The sequence below is a fragment of the Streptomyces sp. NPDC101237 genome, from assembly GCF_044767465.1.
In the GTDB taxonomy this organism is placed as follows: Bacteria; Actinomycetota; Actinomycetes; order Streptomycetales; family Streptomycetaceae; genus Streptomyces; species Streptomyces gramineus.
This window is the reverse complement of record NZ_JBIWNY010000014.1, coordinates 86,670-109,140: the sequence shown is the minus strand read 5'-3', so window position 1 is coordinate 109,140 and position 22,471 is coordinate 86,670. Positions and strand designations below refer to the sequence as shown.

18 protein-coding genes and 2 pseudogenes are annotated in these 22,471 nt (G+C 73.8%); 16 read left to right on the top strand and 4 right to left on the bottom strand.

From position 1 onward, the window contains the following. On the top strand, positions 1-717 hold the full coding sequence (gene bioD / locus ACIRQ9_RS22415; protein ID WP_404176405.1) for a dethiobiotin synthase: 717 nt from the start codon (positions 1-3) through the stop codon (positions 715-717). Between the two features lie 190 nt (positions 718-907). Here bioD and ACIRQ9_RS22410 read toward each other — a convergent pair whose 3' ends face one another. Beyond that, positions 908-1,282, bottom strand: coding sequence for a fic family toxin-antitoxin system, toxin component (locus ACIRQ9_RS22410; RefSeq protein WP_404176062.1), 375 nt, complete (start codon positions 1,280-1,282; stop codon positions 908-910). A 4-nt stretch (positions 1,283-1,286) separates the two neighbouring features. Next, positions 1,287-1,538 carry a toxin-antitoxin system HicB family antitoxin gene (locus ACIRQ9_RS22405; protein ID WP_404176058.1) on the bottom strand — a complete coding sequence of 84 codons (252 nt, stop codon included), beginning with the start codon at positions 1,536-1,538 and terminating at the stop codon, positions 1,287-1,289. A 129-nt stretch (positions 1,539-1,667) separates the two neighbouring features. On the opposite strand from ACIRQ9_RS22405, the gene ACIRQ9_RS22400 reads away from it, so the two are divergent. The 11 genes from ACIRQ9_RS22400 (at position 1,668) to ACIRQ9_RS22350 (ending at position 14,562) form a co-directional block, all read left to right on the top strand. Beyond that, a complete protein-coding gene (locus tag ACIRQ9_RS22400; protein WP_404176055.1) occupies positions 1,668-2,483 on the top strand; it encodes an ABC transporter ATP-binding protein in 816 nt (271 codons plus the stop codon). A gap of 4 nt (positions 2,484-2,487) precedes the next feature. Then, complete coding sequence (locus tag ACIRQ9_RS22395; protein WP_404176052.1) at positions 2,488-5,055, top strand: ABC transporter permease; 2,568 nt, start codon at positions 2,488-2,490, stop codon at positions 5,053-5,055. A gap of 448 nt (positions 5,056-5,503) precedes the next feature. Next, entirely contained in the window at positions 5,504-6,814 is a 1,311-nt protein-coding gene (gene dacB / locus ACIRQ9_RS22390; RefSeq protein WP_404176049.1) for a D-alanyl-D-alanine carboxypeptidase/D-alanyl-D-alanine-endopeptidase, read from the top strand. Positions 6,815-6,920: 106 nt separating this feature from the next. Further along, entirely contained in the window at positions 6,921-7,340 is a 420-nt protein-coding gene (locus ACIRQ9_RS22385; RefSeq protein ID WP_404176046.1) for a GNAT family N-acetyltransferase, read from the top strand. A 170-nt stretch (positions 7,341-7,510) separates the two neighbouring features. Continuing rightward, entirely contained in the window at positions 7,511-8,845 is a 1,335-nt protein-coding gene (locus tag ACIRQ9_RS22380) for a hemolysin family protein (RefSeq protein WP_404176043.1), read from the top strand. Then, positions 8,842-9,855, top strand: coding sequence for a hemolysin family protein (locus ACIRQ9_RS22375; protein ID WP_404176040.1), 1,014 nt, complete (start codon positions 8,842-8,844; stop codon positions 9,853-9,855). The genes ACIRQ9_RS22380 and ACIRQ9_RS22375 overlap by 4 nt, the downstream gene beginning before the upstream one ends. Before the next feature lie 86 nt (positions 9,856-9,941). Then, positions 9,942-10,724 (top strand): SGNH/GDSL hydrolase family protein, encoded by a 783-nt coding sequence (locus tag ACIRQ9_RS22370; RefSeq protein ID WP_404176037.1) that lies wholly within the window; start codon positions 9,942-9,944, stop codon positions 10,722-10,724. A 10-nt stretch (positions 10,725-10,734) separates the two neighbouring features. Then, positions 10,735-11,079 carry a DUF4326 domain-containing protein gene (locus tag ACIRQ9_RS22365; RefSeq protein WP_404176034.1) on the top strand — a complete coding sequence of 115 codons (345 nt, stop codon included), beginning with the start codon at positions 10,735-10,737 and terminating at the stop codon, positions 11,077-11,079. Between the two features lie 73 nt (positions 11,080-11,152). After that, complete coding sequence (purB, locus tag ACIRQ9_RS22360) at positions 11,153-12,598, top strand: adenylosuccinate lyase (RefSeq protein ID WP_404176032.1); 1,446 nt, start codon at positions 11,153-11,155, stop codon at positions 12,596-12,598. After that, complete coding sequence (mug, locus tag ACIRQ9_RS22355; RefSeq protein ID WP_404176402.1) at positions 12,595-13,152, top strand: G/U mismatch-specific DNA glycosylase; 558 nt, start codon at positions 12,595-12,597, stop codon at positions 13,150-13,152. Before purB ends, mug begins: the two co-directional genes overlap by 4 nt. A gap of 252 nt (positions 13,153-13,404) precedes the next feature. Beyond that, complete coding sequence (locus ACIRQ9_RS22350) at positions 13,405-14,562, top strand: ROK family transcriptional regulator (protein WP_404176029.1); 1,158 nt, start codon at positions 13,405-13,407, stop codon at positions 14,560-14,562. 66 nt (positions 14,563-14,628) lie between these two features. Here ACIRQ9_RS22350 and ACIRQ9_RS22345 read toward each other — a convergent pair whose 3' ends face one another. Beyond that, positions 14,629-15,390 carry a GntR family transcriptional regulator gene (locus tag ACIRQ9_RS22345; protein ID WP_404176026.1) on the bottom strand — a complete coding sequence of 254 codons (762 nt, stop codon included), beginning with the start codon at positions 15,388-15,390 and terminating at the stop codon, positions 14,629-14,631. 647 nt (positions 15,391-16,037) lie between these two features. On the opposite strand from ACIRQ9_RS22345, the gene ACIRQ9_RS22340 reads away from it, so the two are divergent. Continuing rightward, complete coding sequence (locus ACIRQ9_RS22340) at positions 16,038-16,868, top strand: alpha/beta fold hydrolase (RefSeq protein WP_404176023.1); 831 nt, start codon at positions 16,038-16,040, stop codon at positions 16,866-16,868. A gap of 207 nt (positions 16,869-17,075) precedes the next feature. Here ACIRQ9_RS22340 and ACIRQ9_RS22335 read toward each other — a convergent pair. After that, a pseudogene (locus ACIRQ9_RS22335) lies at positions 17,076-17,864 on the bottom strand (EamA family transporter); the annotation flags it as partial. Between the two features lie 47 nt (positions 17,865-17,911). On the opposite strand from ACIRQ9_RS22335, the gene ACIRQ9_RS22330 reads away from it, so the two are divergent. The 3 genes and pseudogenes from ACIRQ9_RS22330 (at position 17,912) to ACIRQ9_RS22320 (ending at position 22,396) form a co-directional block, all read left to right on the top strand. After that, positions 17,912-19,351: a PLP-dependent aminotransferase family protein gene (locus ACIRQ9_RS22330; protein ID WP_404176020.1), complete on the top strand. Its 1,440-nt coding sequence runs from the start codon at positions 17,912-17,914 to the stop codon at positions 19,349-19,351. Positions 19,352-19,754: 403 nt separating this feature from the next. Continuing rightward, positions 19,755-20,532 (top strand): annotated as a pseudogene (locus ACIRQ9_RS22325) (SWIM zinc finger family protein); the annotation flags it as partial. A gap of 424 nt (positions 20,533-20,956) precedes the next feature. Further along, positions 20,957-22,396: a GNAT family N-acetyltransferase gene (locus ACIRQ9_RS22320; protein WP_404176017.1), complete on the top strand. Its 1,440-nt coding sequence runs from the start codon at positions 20,957-20,959 to the stop codon at positions 22,394-22,396. Positions 22,397-22,471 lie beyond the last annotated feature (75 nt).

Here is a 22,471-nt window from a genome sequence, read left to right as displayed (position 1 = left end):
ATGCCGATCCTGATCATCACCGGGACGGGCACCGAGGTCGGCAAGACGGTCACCACCGCCGCCGTCGCCGCCGCGGCGCTCGCGGCGGGGCGTTCGGTGGCGGTCCTGAAGGCCGCGCAGACCGGTGTACGACCGGACGAACGCGGTGACGCCGACGAGGTCGCGCGGCTCGCGGGCGCGGTGACGACGGCCGAACTCGCCCGTTTCCCGGAGCCTTTGGCGCCCGGTACGGCGGCGCGGCGGGCCGGTATGGCGCCGGTGAGCCCGCACGAGGTGGCCCAGGCCGCGGTCAAGCTGGCCGGCGAGCACGAACTGGTGCTGGTCGAGGGGGCCGGCGGGCTGCTCGTGCGGTTCGACGCGGCGGGCGGGACGCTCGCGGACGCGGCGCGGTTGCTGAACGCGCCGGTGCTGGTGGTGGCGTCGGCCGGGCTCGGCACGCTCAACACCACCGAGCTGACGGCGCGTGAGCTGCGCGCTCGCGAGCTGGAGTTGCTGGGTGTGGTGATCGGAAGCTGGCCCGAGTCCCCGGATCTGGCGTCGCGTTGCAACGTCACCGACCTGCCGGAGGTCGCGGGTGCGCCGCTGCTCGGCGCGCTGCCCGCCGGGGCGGGGGCGCTGGCGCCCGCGGAGTTCCGATCGGCGGCGCCGGGATGGCTGTCGGCGCGGCTGGACGGTGGCTGGGATGCGGAGGCGTTCCGGATGCGCGAGGCGCGCTGAGCGCCGAGCGCCGGCCGCGGGGGGCGGTCGTCCGGGGGGGGCGGTTGTCGGTCGGCTGCGGAGCCGTCTGGGCTGGTTGCGCAGTTCCCCGCGCCCCTTGGGGGGGGGCGGTGGGCGGACGCTGCTGTGGGGAGGCGTTTGTGGGGTGGGTTTCGTGCGTGGGGTGGCCGGGGCCTGAAGTCGGTGCCGTTCACAGACTCCAGCCGCGCAGTTCCTCCGCGATGTCGGACACGGTGGCCTCGCCGGACTTCACCAACCGGGCCAGGTCACGGACCTGTTCGGGCGAGGTGGCGATCTTGAGGCCGCTGGCGACCAGGTAGGCGTAGGCGACCGAGGACGCGAAGAGGGCGTTGGAGCGCTCCAGCGCCGGGATGTGGATGAGGAGTTGCAGCAGGGCGGCGGCGCGGGCCTGCGGGGTGTCGTAGACGGGGATGTCGAATATCTCGGCCCGGTGCCTGGCGACGGCCGCGATCAGCGCACCCCAGTCGGTGACCTGGGGGTCACCCGGGGTCTTCTGTTCGGCGAGCATGAGGAGCCAGGCGAGGTCGATGGTCAGGTCGCTCAAGGGATCAGTGAAGGCCTTCGGTCTTGTCAGACGGGTCGGGGCCCGGTGCCTCGCCGAACTCCTCCGCGAAGACGGACTCGTACTGCTTCATGAAGTCGGCGGCGGCCTCGACGAACGTGCGGCCCGCCTCACCTGTGTCCTGCATGACCAGTTCCTCTATGTAGCGGTTGACGCTCATGCCGCGCGCGAGGGCGCGTTCACGGGCCGCTCTGGCGGTGCCCTCGTCCACGCGCACGTTCAGCTGGGTCTTCGCCATACCTTGACGCTAGCGCGGTTGCGCTAGCAGCGGCAAGCGCGCATCGGAATCGAAAAGTGATACCGCCTGTGCGCGGGGTCACACTACGCTCGACGCCGACGAACAGCCCGCGCGAGCGAGGAGGCAGTCTTGGCCACACCTGCTGCTCAGGCACCGGCCGCCGAGGGGACAGCCGCCCGGGCCCGGGGGCTGACCAAGGCGTACGGGTCGGGTGAGACGGCCGTGCTCGCACTGGACTCGGTGGACGTGGACATCGCACGCGGCCGGTTCACCGCGGTCATGGGCCCCTCCGGCTCCGGCAAGTCCACGCTGATGCACTGTCTGGCCGGTCTGGACACGGTGTCGGCCGGCCAGGTCTGGCTCGGCGGCACCGAGATAACGGGGTTGCGGGAGCGCGAGCTGACGCGGCTGCGCCGGGACCGGATCGGGTTCATGTTCCAGTCGTTCAACCTGATCCCGACGCTGAACGCGGCCGAGAACATCACCCTGCCCATGGACATCGCGGGCAGGAAGCCCGACACGAAGTGGCTCGACGAGGTCATCGACACGCTGGGGCTGCGGGACCGGCTCAGGCACCGGCCCGCGCAGCTGTCCGGCGGGCAGCAGCAACGGGTGGCCTGCGCGCGGGCCCTGGCCTCCCGGCCGGAGCTGATCTTCGCCGACGAACCCACCGGCAACCTGGACTCGCGGGCCGGCCTGGAGGTGTTGGACTTCCTGCGGGAGGCGGTGGACCGGCTCGGCCAGACGGTCGTCATGGTGACCCACGACCCGGGCGCCGCCGCCCGCTCCGACCTGGTGCTCTTCCTCGCGGACGGCCGGATGGTGGACCGGATGGAGGGGCCGACGGCGGAGGCCGTGCTGGAACGCATGCGCCGCTTCCCCGGCGGACCCCAGGCCCCGGATCCCGACGAGGACGACGGGGCCGCGGGGCCCGAGGAGGACTGACCCGGTGCTCAGGGCAACCCTGCGGAGCTTCCTGGCCCATAAGGGACGGCTGCTGCTGTCCGCGCTGGCCATCGTCCTGTCCGTGGCGTTCGTCGCGGGCAGCCTGATCTTCTCCGACACCGTCACCCGCACCTTCGACCGGCTGTTCGCCTCCACCTCCGCCGACGTGACGGTGGAGCCGAAGCAGGACCTCAAGTCGTCGGTGCCGACCGGCGCCGTACAGACCGTGCCGGCCGCGCTCGGAGACGCGGTCGCGAAGGTCGACGGGGTCGCGGGCAGCCACGCGGACGTGTCCGTGCAGAACGTCGTGGTGGTCGACCGCCACAACAAGTCGGTCGGCCCGACCACCGGCGCCCCGACCATCGCCACGGACTGGTACCGCACCCACCGCAGTCCCGTGAAGCTCACCTCGGGGCACGCCCCGCACGGCGCCGGTCAGGCGCTGCTCGACGCGGACACCGCGGGAAAGAAGCACGTGCGCGTCGGCGACACGCTCACCGTGCAGGCCCAGCCCGGCACCTTCCAGGTCGAGGTCGTCGGCATCGCCACCTTCACCACCACCAACCCGGGCGCGGCCCTGGTCTATCTCGACCCGGCGGTGGCCGCGAAGGAACTCCTCGGCTCCGCCGACCGGGCCACCAGCATCTCGGTGGACGCCGCGCCAGGTGTAACGAACGCCGTGTTGAAGCGGCGGATCGGCGCGGCGATCGGCACCGGGACCTACGACCTGAAGACCGCCGACGAGCAGGCGAAGTCCTCCGCCGCGGATCTCGGCGGCTTCCTCGACGTCATCAAGTACGTGATGCTCGGGTTCGCCGGCATCGCCACGCTCGTGGGCGTGTTCCTGATAGTGAACACGTTCTCGATGCTGATCGCCCAACGCACCCGCGAACTGGGTCTGTTGCGGGCGCTGGGCGCCGACCGCCGTCAGGTGCGGCGGTCCGTGCTCACCGAGGCGGTGCTGCTCGGGCTGGTCGGATCGACGCTCGGGCTGGGCGCCGGTATCGGGCTGGCGCTCGGGCTGATCAAGCTGATGAGCGCGTTCGGGATGAACCTCAGGACCACCGAGATGGTGGTCGGGTGGGGCACACCCGTCGCCGCCTACGTGGTGGGCGTCGGGGTCACCTTCGTGGCCGCCTATCTGCCCGCCCGGCGCGCGGCCACGGTGTCGCCGATGGCGGCGCTCGCGGACGCCGAGATCGCCGGAGTGGGCAGGCCGCTGCGGACACGGGCGGTCGTGGGCGCGGTCGTCGGGGCGCTCGGTGCGGCGGCCCTCGCGGGCTGTGCGGCGGCGACGAAGACCGCCTCGGCCGCCTCGTTCCTCGGCCTCGGCGTGGTGCTGACGTTGCTCGCGACGGTCGTCGCAGGCCCGCTGCTGGTGCGCCCGGTGATCCGGGTGCTGGGCGCGGCCTTCCCGGCGCTCTTCGGCCCGGTCGGCCGGATGAGCCAGCGCAACGCCCTGCGCAACCCGCGCCGTACCGGCGCCACCGCCGCCGCGCTCATGGTGGGTCTGGCCCTGGTCGGCGGAATGTCCGTGGCCAGCGCCTCCATGTCCAGGTCCTTCGACCAGCAGATCGACAGGACGCTGGGCGCCGACTTCGTCGTCCAGAACGGCAACTTCGCGCCGTTCACCCAGCAGGTCACCGACGAGGTGCGCGGCACCGACGGCGTCGGGCTCGTGGTACGGCAGCGGTTCGCGCCGGTGGCGGTGCGGCTGCCGGACGGCAAGCGGGTCACCACGACCGCCGCCGGGTACGACCCACAGGTCGACGAGGTCGCGCACGTCGCCTACAAGGGCGGCGGCACCGCGGCCGCGCTGGCCGACGGCGGCATCGGCATGGACGCCACCTTCGCCGCGGACCACGGGGTGCGTCTCGGCAGCGTGCTGCCCGTCGAGTTCCAGGGCGGCAAGAGAGCCGAGATGACGGTGGGCGCCCTCACCGACCAGGACAGCGGCAGCGGATTCGGCACCCAGGGCGGGCTGTTCTTCGGTATCGCCACCGTGCAGAAGTACGTGCCGGGCGGCCAGGACTCCTCGCTGTACGTCAACCACGCGCCGGGCACGAGCGTGGACCGGCTCCGCGCGAACCTGGAGAAGACCCTCGCGCCGTTCCCGCAGGTGCAGGTCCGCGACCAGGCCGACTACAAGAAACTGGTCCACGACCAGATCTCCGTGCTGCTCTACCTCGTGTACGCGCTGCTGGGCCTCGCGATCGTGATCGCCGTGCTCGGCGTGGTCAACACCCTGGCGCTGTCGGTCGTGGAGCGCACCCGGGAGATCGGGCTGCTGCGCGCGATCGGGCTGGGCCGGCGGCAGCTGCGCCGGATGATCCGGCTGGAGTCCGTGGTGATCGCGGTGTTCGGCGCGGTGCTGGGGCTCGCGCTCGGCCTGGTATGGGGTGTGTGCACCCAGCAGGTGCTGGCGCTGCAGGGCATGAAGGCGCTGGCGATCCCGTGGGGCACGATCGTCGCGGTGGTGATCGGCTCGGCGGTGGTGGGCATCGTGGCGGCGCTGCTCCCGGCCCTGCGCGCCTCGCGGATGAACGTGCTCGCGGCCATCGCGCACGAGTGACTCCGGCCGGCCGCCGCCGAGAAGGCTCCGTGCCGCGTGCGTGCCGGTTCGGCCTCGGCCCGCTCACGTCCGGGTCGGGCGCCGAGCGGGGCGCGAAATGCCGGCGCGCCGAGGACCTCGGCCACGGCGTGCCGCCCGTCCCCGGCCACCTGGGGATGCCGACACCCTTCCCGGCGCCGGCCGCGGTGGCCGCGGCCACCGAACGGCGGTGCCTTGGCGCCTTCGTCCTCGACTGTCGTACCAGACCGTGCTGGAGCCGTGCCTGGAGGCCTTGGTGCGGAACCTGGCCGGGCGACGGAGTCTGACGATCCGTCACCGTCGTCGCTCGGCCAGGTTCCGCACGCCGCAACAGGCGCATGGGTAACCTCAGTTGCGGCCGCCACTGGCCCTTCACCGAGCCGTGGATCCGCCGCACCGTCCACCTCCCACACGCGCACCGAGGTCCCCCATGCCGAACTCCCCCTCCGCCGACCGCACGAGTGCACGCCGCCGCAGGAGCAGACCGGTCGCTCCGCTGCTCCGGCGTGCCGCCGCCGTCGCGGTGACCGCTCCCGTCGCCGGGACGATCCTCTTCGCCACGTCCGCGTTCGCCGCGCCCGCCGTGCTCGACCCCGCCGAGCAGACGATCGCGGACCACCTCGACACCCGCGTCCAGGACACCCGCCTGGGCGGCACGCTGAGCGGTGTCGTGATCGACGCCGAGACCAGGACGGCCGTCTGGGGCCATGGCGCGACGACGGCGCTGATGCCCGCGTCCAACGCCAAGCTGGCCACCTCGACCGCCGCGCTGACGGTCCTCGGCCCCGACCACCGCTTCACCACGAAGGTCCTCTACGGCAACGGCACCGTGACGCTGGTCGGCGGCGCGGACCGCACCCTGACCTCCGCCGACCTCGACGCGCTGGCCAAGACGGTCGTCGCGAGCCTGAAGAGCGCGCACGTGACCTCGGTGAAGGTGCGGGTCGACGACAGCCTCTTCCCGGCGCCCACCCTCGCCGTCGGCTGGAACGACGGCTACTACCCCGACTCCGTCGCCCCGGTCCGGGCGCTGGTGGTCGACGGCCACCAGGTCACGGACACCTCGCTGGACGCCGGCCAGGTCTTCGCGAAGCTCCTCGCCCAGCGCGGCGTCACCGTCAGCGGGAGCGTCGCCCGCGGCACCGCCGGGACCGGAGCCGCCACGCTGGCACAGCACCGGTCCGGAGCGCTGTCGGCCATCGTGGAGCACATGCTCAAGGTGAGCGACAACGACATCGCCGAGACCCTGCTGCGCGCGACCGCGCTTGCCGCGGGGCGCCCGGCCACCTTCGAGGACGGCACGGCGGTGGTGCGCCAGATCCTCGCCCAGTACGGCGTGTCGCCGGCCGGACTGGAGATCCACGACGGCAGCGGCCTGTCCCGCGCCGACCGCATCCCGGCGCAGACCATCGCCGACATCCTCGACGTGGCCGACGACCCCGCCAACGGCCCCACGCTGAAGTACATCGTGGACGGGCTGCCCGTGGCAGGCGAGGCGGGTGCGACGCTGGGTCCCGAGTGGGGCCGGTTCGACACCGCCGACTCCCAGTGCGCCGTCGGAAAGGTGAGCGCCAAGACGGGCACCCTGACCGGCGCGATCGCCCTGAGCGGACTGACGAAGGCCGCGGACGGACGCTGGAAGATCTTCTCCTTCATCGAGAACGACTCCCCCGCCGACCCGGCCGCCACCAAGGACGCCCTCGACGGCCTCGCCGCCACGGTCAACGGCTGCTGGGCGTAGGGCACACGCGTCCGGTCCGCGGACCCGCCCCGGTCCGCGGGCCCGCCCGGTCCACCGGGCGGGAAACTCGTTCGCCAGGCGGGCGGCCCGCTGCTTGGCTCCTGCCATGAGCGATCTCCACATCCGCCGCGCCACCCTCTGCGACGTCGACGCCGTGCTGCGGTTCTGGCGCGAGGCCGCGGAGGGCACGAGCGTCAGCGACGACCACGACGGGGTGGCCGGGCTCATCGCCCGGGACCCGGAAGCCCTGCTCCTGGCCATGCGGGACGGTGTGCTCGCCGGAACCGTCATCGCGGGCTTCGACGGCTGGCGCTGCTCCGCCTACCGGCTCGCCGTGCACCCGGGCCACCGCAGGCAAGGTGTCGCCACGGCCCTGCTGCGGGCCGCCGAGCAGCGCTTCGCCGCCCTCGGCGGGCGGCGTGTCGACGCCATGGTCCTGGAGGCCAACGAACAGGCCCACCACGCCTGGGCCGCCACCGGCTACCGTCGTCAGGACCACTGGCGGCGCTGGGTCAAGCCGCTCTAGCGATCTTTACCACCACCCTACTTTGCCTGTCCTTTACTATTGAGGAGTCGTCCCGTTCCTCGATGAAAGGTGTGTGAGCGTCCGCCCATGGGCGAGCCTCCCAGTCCTGTTTCCCCGCGATGCCGCGCGGTGCCGTCCCCCCTGTCCGATCATGGGACGGAGGTGACCCGATGACCGAAGTACTCCTCCTGCTGGTGGCGATCCTGCTCTCGCTCGCCTGCGGTGCCTTCGTCGCCGCCGAGTTCTCGCTGACCACGGTCGGACGCGGCGAACTGGAGCGTGCCGCGGCCCGCGGCGAGCGGGGCGCGGCGGGCGCCCTGAAGGCCGTACGGCAGCTGACGTTCCAGCTCTCCGGCGCGCAGCTCGGCATCACGGTCACCAACCTGGTGGTCGGCATGCTCGCCGAGCCGTCCATCGCCAAGCTGCTGGCCGGTCCGCTGGAGGCGGTGGGCATCGGACGGTCGGCGGCGAGTTCGCTCGCGCTGGTGATCGGCACCGCGCTGTCCACGGTGTTCCTGATGGTCGTCGGCGAGCTGGTGCCCAAGAACTGGGCGATCTCCTCGCCGCTTCCCGTCGCCAAACGGGTGGGCAACGCCCAGCGCTGGTTCAGCGCGGCCTTCCGCCCGTTCATCACGCACCTCAACAACACCGCGAACCGGGTGGTGCGGCGGTTCGGCGTGGAGCCCGCCGAGGAGCTGGCCTCCGCGCGCGGCCCCCAGGAGCTGGCCGCGCTGGCCCGGCACTCCGCCAAGGAGGGCTCGCTGGAGGCGGACACCGCCGAACTGTTCGTGCGCACCCTGAACCTCGCCGATCTCACCGCGGAGAACGTGATGACCCCGCGCGTCCAGGTCGTCGCCCTGGAGGTCCGGGCCACCTGCGAGGACGTGGCGAACGCGACCCGCGCCACCGGACTGTCCCGCTTCCCGGTCTACCGGGAGAGCCTGGACTCGGTGGTGGGCACCGCCCACATCAAGGACATCCTGGCCCTGCCGGTGGCGGAGCGGTCCCGGGTGCGGGTCGCCCAGGTGATGCGCGAGCCCCTGCTGGTCCCCGAGTCCCTCACCGTCGACCGCCTCCTGGACCGTCTCGGCGGGCGGCGCACCATGGCCGTCGTCATCGACGAGTACGGCGGTACGGCCGGGGTCGCCACCCTGGAGGACATCGTCGAGGAGGTCGTCGGCGAGGTCCGTGACGAGCACGACCCCCACGAGACGCCCGACCTCGCCCCCGCGGGCGCCGACGACCAGGGCCGCGCGCTCTACTCGGCGGACGGCGCGGCCAGGATGGACCAGCTCGCGCGCGTCGGCCTGAGGGTGCCCGACGGGCCGTACGAGACGCTGGCCGGCCTGGTCGCCGCCGAGCTCGGGCGGATTCCCGAGACCGGGGACAGGGTCGAGGTCGCCGGCTGGCGGCTGGACGTGGTGGACGCGTCGGGGCGGCGGGCGGCCCGGGTGCTGCTGCACGCGCCGCTCGCCGCCGAGCAGGAGCAGGAGGGGCACCGGTGACCGGTCTACAACTGCTGATCGGGTTCGCGACGCTGGTCGTCAACGCCTTCTTCGTGGGCGCCGAGTTCGCGCTGATCTCGGTGCGCCGTTCCCAGATCGAGCCGTACGCCGAGGCGGGCGACCGGCGGGCCAGGAGCGTGCTGTGGGGACTGGAGCACGTGTCGGCGCTGCTGGCCGCCGCCCAGCTCGGCATCACCCTGTGCACGCTGGTGCTGGGCGTGGTGGCCGAGCCGGCCATCGCGCACCTGCTGGAGCCCGTCTTCCACGCGGTCGGCGTGCCCACGAGCGCGGGCCACGTGGTGTCCTTCGTGATCGCGCTGACGCTGGCGACCTATCTGCACATGCTGCTCGGCGAGATGGTGCCGAAGAACGTGGCGCTCGCCGAGCCGGTGCGCAGCGCCCTGCTCCTCGGGCCGCCGCTGGTCGCGCTCTCCCGGGCGCTGCGTCCGGTGATCTTCACGGTCAACGCGTTCGCCAACACGCTGCTCAGACTGCTCCGCGTGGAGACCAAGGACGAGGTCTCGGCGACCTTCACGGACACCGAGCTGGCCGAGATCGTCAAGGACGCCAGCGAGGCCGGCCTGATCGACGACCGGGCGCAGGAGCGACTGCGCGACGCCCTGGAGCTGGGCCGGCGGCCGGTGCGGGACGTGGTCGTACCGCTGGAACGTGTCGTCTACGCGCGCGTGGGCGTCACCCCGGAGGAGCTGGAGCGGCTGTCGGCCGAGTCCGGGTTCTCCCGGTTCCCGGTGGTCGACGAGGGGCGGCGGATCGTCGGGTACCTGCACATCAAGGACGCGCTGGACGCCTCGCCCCGCGACGAGGCGTTCCGGCTGCGGGACATGCGGCCCATCGCACGGGTGCGCGAGGACACCCGGCTGGACGACGTGCTGACCGCGATGCGCGGCAGCCGCACCCATCTCGCGGGCGTCCTCGGCGACGACGGACGGATGGCCGGTCTCGTCACGATGGAGGACGTGCTGCGGGAGCTGTTCGGGCAGCACGCCTAGGCCGCGGACCCGGCCCCGGGCCGGGTCCGCTCCCGGGGGAGGGACCGACCGGCGGGTATGCGCCTCGGGATACCATTTCCGTCGCCATGCAGAAGAACCCTGTGCTTCCCGCACACTCCAGTCTGGTCGCGATCGGCGACTCGTTCACCGAGGGCATGTCCGACCTGAAGGCCGACGGCTCCTACCGGGGCTGGGCCGACGTCCTCGCCGGACGGATGGCCGCCCGCACCCCCGGCTTCCAGTACGCGAACCTCGCGGTGCGCGGGAAGCTGATCGGGCAGATCGTCGAGGAGCAGGTCGACGTGGCGGCGGCCATGCGGCCCGACGTGATCACGCTGGTCGGCGGCCTCAACGACACGCTGCGCCCCAAGTGCGACATGGACCGGGTGCGGGACCTGCTGACACAGGCCGTGGAGCGGCTGGCGCCGGCCTGCGAACAGCTCGTGCTGATGCGCAGCCCAGGCCGCCAGGGCCCGGTCCTGGACCGGTTCCGGCCGCGGATGGAGGAGCTGTTCGCCTGCATCGACGCGCTCGCCGAGCGGCACGGCGCCCTCGTCGTCGACCTGTACGGCGCCCCCTCGCTGGCCGACCCGCGGATGTGGGACGTGGACCGGCTGCACCTGACGGCCGAGGGGCATCGCAGGGTCGCCGAGGCGGTCTGGCAGGCCCTCGGCCACGAGCCCGAGGACACCGAGTGGCGTACGCCGATGCCGCTCACCCCGCCGCCCGGCTGGACCGCGCGGCGGGCCGCGGACGTCCGCTTCACCCGGCAGCACCTGCTGCCGTGGATAGGACGCCGGCTGACCGGCCGCTCCTCGGGCGACGGCCGCGCGCCGAAGCGGCCGGAGCTGCTGCCGTACGAGGCGTAGCGTCGGTCCCGTGCCCACACGCGTGATCAATGTCCGGGGCCGGATCCACGAGTTCGGCCCCCGGCTGGAGGACGCCCCGGCGGACGTCGTGTACGTCGGCCGCCGGTGGACCCTGGGCGGCTGGGACCTGCCCCGCCACCCGCTGTCCAACCCCTTCGCCTACGACACCCCGAAGAAGAGACGGGACGGCACCCGGGCCGAGGTCATGGCGATGTACCGGGCGTACCTGCTGGAGCGCCCCGAACTGCTGGAACAGGTCGCGCTGCTGCGCGGGAAGGCGCTGGCCTGCTGGTGCGCGCCCGAGCTGTGCCACGCGCACGTACTGGCGGAACTGGCCGACCTGCCGCAGCCCTGACCCGGCTCTCGTAGCTTCGCACGAGCGGACCTGCTGCGCTGGCCTGCACGAATCGCCAGTAGAATCCGTACACGTGACTTCTGCCGCTCCCGCCAAGCCCCGCATCCCGAACGTCCTCGCCGGACGTTACGCCTCCGCCCAGCTCGCCACGCTCTGGTCGCCCGAGCAGAAGGTGAAGCTGGAGCGGCAGCTCTGGCTCGCCGTGCTGCGGGCCCAGAAGGACCTCGGGATCGAGGTGCCGGACGCGGCGATCGCCGACTACGAGCGGGTCCTGGACACCGTCGACCTGGCCTCCATCGCCGAGCGCGAGAAGGTCACGCGGCACGACGTGAAGGCGCGGATCGAGGAGTTCAACGACCTCGCCGGGCACGAGCACGTCCACAAGGGCATGACCTCCCGCGACCTGACGGAGAACGTCGAGCAGTTGCAGATCCGGCTCTCGCTGGAGCTGGTGCGCGACCGCACGGTGGCGGTCCTGGCGCGGCTCGGCAAGCTGGCCGGCGAGCACGCGGAGCTGGTCATGGCCGGACGCTCGCACAACGTGGCCGCGCAGGCCACCACCCTCGGCAAGCGTTTCGCGACCGCCGCCGACGAGCTGCTGGTGGCGTACGGCCGCGTCGAGGAACTGCTGGCCCGCTACCCGCTGCGCGGCATCAAGGGCCCGGTCGGCACCGCCCAGGACATGCTGGACCTGCTGGGCGGGGACGCGGCGAAGCTGGCCGAGCTGGAGGACCGGATCGCCGGGCACCTGGGCTTCTCGCAGGCGTTCACGTCGGTCGGCCAGGTCTACCCGCGCTCGTTGGACTACGAGGTCGTGACCGCGCTGGTGCAGCTGGCGGCGGCGCCGTCGTCGCTGGCCAAGACGATCCGGCTGATGGCCGGGCACGAGCTGGTCACCGAGGGCTTCAAGCCGGGCCAGGTCGGCTCCTCGGCGATGCCGCACAAGATGAACACGCGGTCCTGCGAGCGCGTCAACGGCCTGATGGTCGTCCTGCGCGGCTACGCGTCGATGACCGGCGAGCTGGCGGGCGACCAGTGGAACGAGGGCGACGTGTCCTGCTCGGTGGTGCGCCGAGTCGCGCTGCCCGACGCGTTCTTCGCGCTCGACGGCCTGCTGGAGACGTTCCTGACGGTCCTCGACGAGTTCGGCGCCTTCCCCGCCGTCGTCGCGCGCGAACTGGACCGCTACCTCCCCTTCCTCGCCACCACCAAGGTGCTGATGGGCGCGGTGCGGGCGGGCGTCGGCCGGGAGGTCGCGCACGAGGCGATCAAGGAGAACGCCGTCGCCACCGCCCTGGCCATGCGCGAGCAGGGCGCCGAACGCAACGACCTGCTCGACAAGCTGGCCGCCGACGAGCGGCTGCCGCTCGACCGTGCCCAGCTCGCGGCCCTGATGGCCGACAAGCTCTCCTTCACGGGCGCGGCCGCCGACCAGGTCGCGGTCGTCGCCGGCCGGATCGAGGAGATCCTCAAGCAGCACCCCGAGGCCGCCGCGTACGCCCCCGGGGCGATCCTCTGACCCGCTTCTCGGCGGCGGAACTGGAGGCCGCCCGCGACCGTCTCGTACCCGACGTGATCGCGGACGGCCTGCACGTCCTGTTCTGCGGCATCAACCCCGGCCTGATGACGGCGGCCACGGGCCACCACTTCGCCCGTCCCGGCAACCGCTTCTGGCCGGTGCTGCACCTGTCCGGGTTCACCCCGAGGCTGCTCAGGCCCGCGGAGCAGGGTGAGCTGCTGTCGTACGGGCTGGGCATCACGAACGTGGTGGCGCGGGCCACCGCGCGCGCCGACGAGCTGACGGCCGCGGAGTACACCGAGGGCGGCCGGCTGCTGACGGCGAAGGTGACGCGGACCCGGCCGAGGTGGCTGGCGGTGGTGGGCGTCACCGCCTACCGGGCCGCGTTCGGCGACCGCACGGCCCGGGTGGGGCCGCAGGAGCGGCTGATCGGGGACACCAGGGTGTGGGTGCTGCCCAACCCCAGCGGACTCAACGCGCACTGGACGGCGGCGACGATGGCCGAGGAGTTCGGACGGCTGCGAGAGGCCGCGGAGCACCGCTCCGAGGACTGACCTCCGGGCAGCCGTCCGGCCGCCCGGCTGCCCTCCGGCGCGCCTTCTCCCCCGGCCGTCGCTCACCTCTCCGGGGCCCCACGAACGGCACCTCGTCGGCGATCACGGCGCACGGGTCCCGGTTCGTCAGGTCACGCCGATCGCACTTTGATCGCACATCCTCCGCAGATCCGCTGCGCCGGGCACTCGCCGGGGTCGTCGTTACCGAAGTACGATCCGGCCAACACGCACGGCTAGCTGGGAGGACGGACGTTGGCGGGGCTGACCGGCGGTGATCCGTCGCTGCTGCGGAGGATCAATTCGGCCGTGGTGCTGCACGCGTTGCGTGCCACGGACTGCGCGACCCTGACGGAGATCACGCGGGTGACCGGGCTGTCCCGGCCGACCGTCGAGGGGGTCGTCGAGGGGCTCATCGAGGCCGGTCTGGTCATCGAGAAGGCGGCCGAGGAGGGGGCCACCCGGCGGCAGGGGCGGCCCGCGCGGCGGTTCCGGTTCCGGGCCGAGGCCGGGCACCTGCTGGGCCTGGAGATCGGTCCGCACCGCGTCGCCGCGCTGCTGTCCGACCTGGACGGCAGGGTGCTGGGCGCGCAGGCCAAGGACGTGGACGAGACGGCCGACGCGGACGAGCGGCTGGAGCGACTGCGCACCGCGGTCGCCGAGCTGCTGCGGCGGGCCGGGGTGGCGCGCAGTTCGCTGCGGGCCGTCGGGGTCGGCACGCCGGGCATCGTCGAGGCCGACGGCCGGGTGCGGCTGGGCACGGCGCTGCCCGAGTGGACGGGACTGCGACTCGGCGAGCGGCTCAGCCGGTCCTTCAAGTGCCCGGTGCTGGTGGAGAACGACGCCAACGCGGCGGCCGTGGCCGAGCACTGGAAGGGCGCCGCGACCGACTCCGACGACATGGTGATGGTGATGGCCGGGCTCAGTCCGGGCGCCGGTTCGCTGATCGGCGGACGGCTGCACCGGGGCTACGGCGGGGCGGCCGGCGAGATCGGCGCGCTGCACCTGCTGGGCCGCGAGGTGACCCCGGAGACGCTGCTGTCCACCACCGACGAGCCGCTGCATCCGCTGGACGAACAGGCGGTGGCCGAGGTGTTCGCGCTGGCCAGGAAGGGGGACGCGCGGGCCCGGGCGGCGGAGGAGCGGTTCATCCAGCGGCTGGTCCACGACGTGGCCGCGCTGGTCCTCGCCCTCGATCCGGAGCTGGTGGTGATAGGCGGCTGGGCGGCGGGACTCGACGGCGTCCTGGAGCCGCTGCGCCGCGAACTCGCCCGCTACTGTCTGCGCCCGCCGCGGGTCGCCCTGTCCATGCTCGGCGAGGCGGCGGTGGCGACCGGCGCGCTGCGGCTCGCCCTCGACCACGTGGAGGAGCAACTGTTCGCGGTGGACGGGACGGTCACCGCGCGCCGCTGAGCGGCCCCGCGGACGACGCGACGCGCCCCGGAGGAGTCCGGGGCGCGTCGCGTCGCTGCGTGGTGGCTAGGAGGCCTGCCGCTCGGGTCCGTGGTGGATCTCCACACTGCCGGAGTCGCCGAAGGTCAGCCGGCAGGTGTCGGCGCGGTACGTGGCGACGGAGAGCGCGGCGGTGCGGCCGCCTGCGAGGAAGCGGGTGGTGACGACGAGGACCGGGGCGCCCGGAAGGCGGTCCAGCTCCTTGGCGTCGTCGGCGCGGGCCGAGCCCAGCTCGACCGCGCTGTCCCGGCCCTCCAGCTTCAGGTGCTGCAGCTCGCGCAGCACCGCACGCGCGCGTGCCGAGCCGGACGGCGCGTCGATCGCCGTCAGGTCGGGGACCGAGGACGCCGGGATGTGGAGCAGTTCGGCGGCGACGGGCTGGCCGTGGGAGACGCGGGAGCGACGCACGATGTGCACGGGCTCCTCCGCGCCGGTCTCCAGGGCGGCGGCGACACCGGCGGGCGGCACCGCGAGGACGCAGTCGACCGGCTGCCAGGCGTCGTCCGGGGCGCCGGGCCAGGCGTGCTGGTCGTTGCCGACGGCCACGCCGACGCGCGGGGGCGCCACCGTCGTACCGACGCCGCGGCGGCGCTGCAGACGCCCCTCCAGTTCGAGCTGTTCGAGGGCCTGTCGGAGGGTGGCGCGGGCCACGCCGAAGCGGGCGGCGAGGTCGCGCTCGTTGGGCAGGATCTCGCCGACCGAGAACTCCGAGTCAAGTGCCTCACTGAGCACGGTCCTGAGATGCCAGTACTTCGGTTCCGGCACCGATTCCAGCTGCGTGGTCCCCACCCTGTCCTCCGCAATCGCCGTGGTCCGGCGGCGTTTTAGCGCCCTTGTTTATTAAAGGTTGTTGTACTTATCTGCGACCATAAGGCGGCGCACACCCTTGGTCAAGACCAATCCTCGAACCTGTGGGCACTCCATAGAAAGCGGTGCCACGCAGCGTTCACGAGGCGTTCGCACGGGTGCGTTTTCGTGACATGACGGCAAAGCTCCCGCAGCACGGCGGGACGCGTGGGACCACGGGGGCGGAAGGGGTGCGAGGGGCAGCCGTCCGTCGGGGTCCGCGCCTGCCGCCGGGGCTCCGCCCGCCCGTTCCCGCGCGTCCGAGGAAACGTTCCCGCGCAAGCGGCGAAACGTTCCCGCACGTCCAGAGAAACGTTCCCCCGCGTCCGGGCGGCCCGTTCCCCCGCGCCCGGCTGCACGCTCACGCCCGCCCGGCGACACGCTCTCGCGCGTCCGGGCGGAATCGCCCCGCCCGCCGGGGGCCCGTCCCAGAATGATCCCGGACGGCCGCCGCACCCGGCGCACGCGCGCGCCCGCGTCCGCCGCCTTCCGGCCCGCCCGCGACACGCCGCCCCCGAGGACTACCCGTCAGTAGCAATTGCTGACAAGCTGTCTACGGCGTCAGCCGATGTCACAGACGAGGAGCCCCCATGTCCGCCACCGTCTCCGTCGAAGTCCCGGCCGCGCAGGGCCGTCGGGACGTGACCGTCTCCTACGCGCGCGTGGGCCGAGGCGAGCCGCTGGTCCTGATCCACGGCATAGGGCATCACCGACAGGCGTGGGACCCGGTGGTCGACATCCTCGCGACGGAGCGGGACGTGATCGCCGTGGACCTGCCCGGATTCGGCGCCTCCCCCGGCCTGCCGGCGGGCCTCACCTACGACCTGCCCACCACCAACACCGTGCTCGCGGCCGTCTTCGAGGCGCTGGAGCTGGACCGGCCCCACGTGGCCGGCAACTCGCTCGGCGGGCTGCTGGCCCTGGAACTGGGCCGCGAGAAGCTCGTACGGTCCGTCACCGCCCTGTCCCCCGCCGGATTCTGGACCCAGGCCGAACGGCGTTACGCCTTCGGTGTGCTCATCGCCATGCGGCGCATCGCGGAGCGGCTGCCGCTCCCGCTGGTCGAGCGGCTGTCCCGGACGGCCGCCGGACGGACGGCCCTGACCAGCACCATCTACGCCCGCCCGGGTCGCCGTTCACCCGAGGCCGTGGTCGCCGAGACGCTCGCGCTCGCGCGGGCCACCGGGTTCGCCGAGACCCTGCGGGCGGGCACCGCCGTCCAGTTCACCGACGACGTGCCGGGCCTGCCGGTCACCGTCGGCTGGGGCACCCGGGACATGCTGCTGGTGCGCCGTCAGGGCGTGCGGGCCAAGCAGATCATCCCCAAGGCCCGCCTGGTCCGGCTGCCCGGCTGCGGCCACTGCCCGATGAACGACGATCCGGCCCTGGTCGCGCGGGTCATCCTCGACGGCAGCCGCTGAGCCCCGCCGCCGCCCGGCCGCGGAGGTTCCGGCGGCGGCCCCGGACACCGGGCTCGCGCCGGGCCGCACCGCGACCCCCGTCGCCCGACGCGCCGCGGTGACGGTGCCCCCGCGGCGGCGGCCGAGGCGGGGCAGTGCCCCTGAGCCCACGGCGACCCCCGCGCCGACCAGCGCGCCGCCCACGGCCTGCGCGGGGCCGTAGCCGCCCGTTCCGACGAGCGGGGCGGTGGCGACGGCGGTGAGCGGGACGAGGCCGGTGAGGAGCGTCGCGCGCTCGGTGCCGATGCGCTGCACGCCCATGTACCAGCAGACGAAACCGATCACGGTGACGACCGCGGCCTGCCACACCAGTGCGGCGGCCTCCGTGGCGTCGGGCCGGCGCAGCCACGCCCCGCCGTCGAGCAAGGCGGCGGCCACCGCCGCCTCGACCGCCGCGACCGCGCACACGGCGGCGGTCAGCAGGCGCGGTCCGAGCGGCCTCAGCACCGGCCCCGCGAGCACCGCGAACCCGACCTCACCGGCCAGCGCGCACGCCGAGCAGGCGATCCCGCCCAGGTCCGTCCGCCCCCAGCCCTGGACGGCGAAGGCGCCGACGGCGACCAGCAGCGCCCCCTGGAGAGCCCGCCGCCGCGGTGCCCGCCGCTCCAGGAGCGGGACCAGGACCGCGACCACCACCGGCGCGCAGCCCACGAAGACGCCGGGTACGGCCGGTTCCGCGGTCCGTTCGGCGGCGAGGACCGCCAGGTTGAAGCCCACCATCCCGACGGCGGCGAGCAGCGCCAGCCGCAGCCACCCGCGCGCCCCCAGTCCGCGCAGCCGGGCCGCCGCGCGCGGGCCGACGAACGGCACCAGCAGCAGACAGGCCAGCCCGTAGCGCAGGAACTGGCCGCCCGCGTACGGGTAGCGGCCCAGCACGCTGTTGGCGGTGAAGGAGGCTCCGACGAGCACGTAGGCGAACGCCGTCAGGAGGGCGCCGCGCGTGGTGGTGACGTTCATGAGGACGACGTTAGGAATCCGGGCGGCCCGGATTAAGGTCCACTTCCATGACGTCATCGGGGACCAATCCGGACGGCCTGCCGGGCTCCGCCGCCTGGGAGTTGCTGCTGCCGGCCGCGTCGGCACCGGCACGCGCGCGCGGCCGCTTCCTCCAGGCGGCCCTGCGCGAGGCGATCCGTGCGGGACGGCTCGGGCCCGGCACCCGGCTGCCGCCGAGCCGCGAGCTGGCCAAGGATCTCGGGGTGTCGCGCGGTCTGGTCACCGAGGCGTACGAGCAGCTGACGGCGGAGGGCTACCTGCGCAGCGGCCGGGGCGCGGGCACCTGGGTGGGCGGCGCCGTACGGTCGGCACCGGCACGCGCGCGCGACCTGGCGCCGCGGCCGCCGGGCGCGCGGGTGGACTTCGTGCCGGGCTCACCGGATCTGGCCCTGTTCCCGCGCACCGCGTGGGCCGCCGCGCAGCGCGAGGTGCTGGCGGACCTCCCGCACCGCGACCTCGGCTACCCGGATCCGCGCGGGCTGCCCCGGCTGCGCTCGGCCCTCGCCGAACTGCTGGCCCGCCGCCGCGGCGTGGTCGCCGACCCGGAGCGGATCGTGGTCGTCTCCGGGGTGGCGCAGGCGACGACGCTGCTGGGACACGTGCTGTACGCGCGCGGGGAGCGCGAGATCGGGGTGGAGGACCCCGGCAGTCCGCAGCACGAGGGCCAGTACGCGGCGGCGGGGCTGCGCACGGTGCCGCTGCCCCTGGACGCCGAGGGCCTGGCTCCGGGCCCGTTGCGCGACTCCGGGGTGCGCGCCGTGACGACGACACCCGCCCACCAGTACCCGACCGGCATCGCCTACTCCGCGCACCGCCGGACCCGGCTGCTTGACTGGGCCCGTGCGGCGGACGGCCTGCTGCTGGAGGACGACTACGACGGCGACTTCCGCTACGACCGCGCCCCGGTCGGCGCGCTCCAGGGCCTGGACCCGGAACGCGTCGCGTACATGGGCTCGGTCAGCAAGTCCCTCGCCCCCGGGCTGCGCCTCGGCTGGCTGCTGGTGCCGGAGCACCTGGCGGACGAGGTCGTCGAGCGCAAGCGGACCATGGACCTGGGGCATCCCTCGCTCGACCAGGCGGTGTTCGCCCGGTTCCTGGAGCGGGGCGACTACGACCGCCAGCTGCGCCGCTGCCAGCGCGCCTACCGGGAACGCCGGGACGTCCTGGTGGACGCGCTGGCCCAACACCTCCCGCACGCGCGTGTGTCGGGGATCGCGGCGGGCCTGCACGCGATCGCCGAACTGCCCGCGTCCTGCGGGCCGGAGAGCCGGTTCCTGGCCCGGATGGCGGCGGCCGGGGTCGCGGTGCGCGGACTGGGCGCGTGCACGCGCACGCGGGCCGACGACTCCGTCGTACGGCTGGTGCTGGGGTACGCGCACCTGTCGCCGGCGCGGATCCGGGAAGGGGTCCGGGCGATGGCGGAGGCGGTCGACGGGCACGCCGGGTGACCTCGCGGGGCCACGCCGTAGTTCGCTTCCGGTTCCCCCGACCGCCTCGAACGTCTCCCCCGTCGAGGGCCACCAGTTCGTCGGTGAGGTCGACACCGACGGCGGCAGCGGCAGCGGCAGCGGCAGCGGCAGCGGCAGCGGCAGCGGCAGCGGCAGCGGCGAGCTGACGGTCCGTCCGCGTGAGTACGACGGCGCCGTGCGCACCCAGACGGACCTCGCGGCCGGGCCCGATCGGCCGGTGGCTCCCGTACGCTTTGCCCAGGGCCGTGCACCGGCGTCATCCCCCGGCGCACGGCCCTGCCGCCCGCCGCGCACCAGCTCCCGCGGGGTCCGAACTCCCGCGAGAACGCGGTGATCCCGCAGCTCGGAGCGGATTGTCAGTGGTCGCCTCTACGGTTTTTCCATGACGCGATCTTCACAGGCCGTGGCCTCTCGCCAACCCTCCGTGCTTCGCTCCACCCCAGGTGGACGCCATCTGGGACGGGAGACGTCCCGGGGTGCGACACCGGCCGGGGTCGAGGACCATCCGCGGTTCTTCGCGGGCTTCCTGACCTCGTCTCAGGTGGCGGCCGCCGGGCTGCTCGCGGTGGCCGACGTCGCCGCCGCGCGGTATTACCAGCCGCGGCTGCGCGCCTCGCTGGACCCGGTGGTGACGGGCAACGGCGACCGGCTGCGCTTCGAGTCCTTCTCGGGCCGCGGCGGGGTGTACGCCCGGCTGGACGTGCTCGGTGCGGGGCTGGACGGCGGCGAGGTCGGACACGGCACGACGAGCGTCGACGTCAACAACCCGCTGCGGGAGGCGCTTTCGCGGCTCGGCAGCGACGATCCGCTGCATCTGCGGGTCGGGCCCGAGGAGCTTGCGGTGACCACGCTCGAAGGCCCGGTGGTGGAGAAGAAGGTGCCGCTGCCGGACCGCCGGCTGCGCGGCTTCGCGGAGGCGCGGGTCATAGCGGCCGGCGTCGGCCTGCGGGCCGAGCTGCCCGCGGCCGAGGCGGTGCGGTTCCTGCGCTCGCTGCCCCGCGCCGGCACCGGCCGCCGGGGTTCGGCCGGGCCCCGCTGGGTGGTGCCGGCCGGCCGCGGGCTGCGGCCGACGACCCGCCCGGTACCGGGCGCGGTCTGCCTGCCGGGACCGAAGCGGTTGGTCCGGCGCGGAGCGGTGAAGCCGCTGCGGCTGGCCGAGTCCGCGCGGACTGCGGCGGCCACCGGCGCCAACACGACGATATGGGAGATGCTCCGGCACACCCTTCCCGTGCTGCTCGCCGATCCGCCGGCCGCGGGCACACCGGGCACGGCCCGCCGGCTCGGGGAGCCGCTCCCGGTGGCCGCGGGGTGCGCCGAGCGGTGCGGCGCGCGCGGCGCCGTGCCGCATCTGTCGCGGGCCGCGGCGCGGCGCGGTCCGTCCCGTCTGGCGGTCCGGGCCCGTCGGCTGCGTGACGCTCTGGACATGGAGGCGGTCGCCTGACGGGGATCAGAATCGGTCATTTCCAGGACTCGCCAACAGTAAAATTCGTCGCAAAAACAACATAAGCACGCTTTACCCATCGGTCACAGAGCGTTCGTGATCACGCAACACCCTTCCTTCACAGTGGATGCATGAATCGAGACATGTCTGACGTGAGGCGCACACGGGACGGACGCCCCGTGCACCACTGGCGACGGGACGTCGTCGAACTCGCCGCCCTGTTCACGGCCGTCGCGGTCGCGGACGGGGTGGCCAACCTGGTCGGGCACGGTCCCGACGGCCCGGCGCTGCTGGTGATCTCGGCCCTGGTGCTGGCGGCGACGGCCGGCTTCCACGTGTGGTGGGCCAGGCGACCGGGTCACGCACCCCCGGTGCACCGGAGCGATACCGGCGCCCGGCCCGCGGTCCCCACGACGCGACAGGCCGGGCCCGGTCCGCAGGCTCCGGCGGTCGAGGAGGCGGACAGCACGCTGTGGCGGCTGCGCACGACGGTGCGGGACGAACCCGGATCGCTGGCGGTGCTGTGCGCGGCGCTCGCCGAGCACGCGGTCGACATCCTGAACCTGCAGACGCATCCGCTGGGCGACGGCACGGTCGACGAGTTCCTGCTGCGGGCCCCGGGACCGCTGACGGCCGGCGAGATCACCCGGGCGGTGGCGCTGGCCGGGGGCCGGGACACCTGGATCGAGCGGGCCGACGCGCACGACCTCGTGGACGCCCCGACCAGGGTGCTGGGCCTGGCGACCCGGACCGCCCTGGACGCGGCGGAACTTCCGCTGGCCCTCCGGCAGTTGTTGGGACGGTGCACGATCCGCTCGCTCCCCGCCCATCCGGTCGGCGGGGCCCGGCGCCCCGAGGCGGTTCCCGTCGAAGGGGTGCTGGAGGACACGGTGATGCGGCTGCGCGCACCGGAGGGTGGAGTGATCACCGTGGAGCGGCCCTATCTGCCGTTCACCCCGACCGAGTTCGCGCGGGCCCGAGCGCTCGTGGAACTTGACGCCCGGCTCGGGCCGCGCGTCCCGCACGGTCACGACGTGCTCACCCTGCCCGAGGGCCGGGAGATCACCGTGCGCCGGGCCGACACCAGTGACGTGGAGGCCGCGAAGGCCATGCACGAGCGCTGCTCCGCACGGACCCTGGGGCTGCGCTACCACGGCCCGGTCGGGGACGCGGACCGCTACCTGAACCACCTGCTCAGCCCGCGCTTCGGCCGGACGCTGGCCGTGCAGACCGCCTCGGGCCGGATCGTCGGCCTCGGGCACCTGCTGTGGGACGGGGACGAGACGGAGGTAGCGCTGCTCGTCGAGGACGACTGGCAGCGGCGCGGCATCGGCGGCGAACTGCTGCGCAGGCTGGTGGGCATGGCCGCCGAGGCGGGCTGCGAGAGCGTGTACGCGGTGACGCAGGCGTCCAACACCGCGATGGTGGCGGCCATGCGGGGACTGGACCTGCCGCTGGACTACCAGATCGAGGAGGGGACGCTGGTCGTCACGGCCCGGCTGGCGGCGCAGCCGGGCAACGCCGTGACGGCCATGGGGCGGCTGTCCGGCACGGGCGAGCCGGGCAGGACCGAAGCGCCGTAGGGCTCCGGGCCGTACCGCCGTCGCGGGTGCGCGCGACCGGCCGCACCCGCGCGGCGGGGCCGCGCCTCGCCGCGG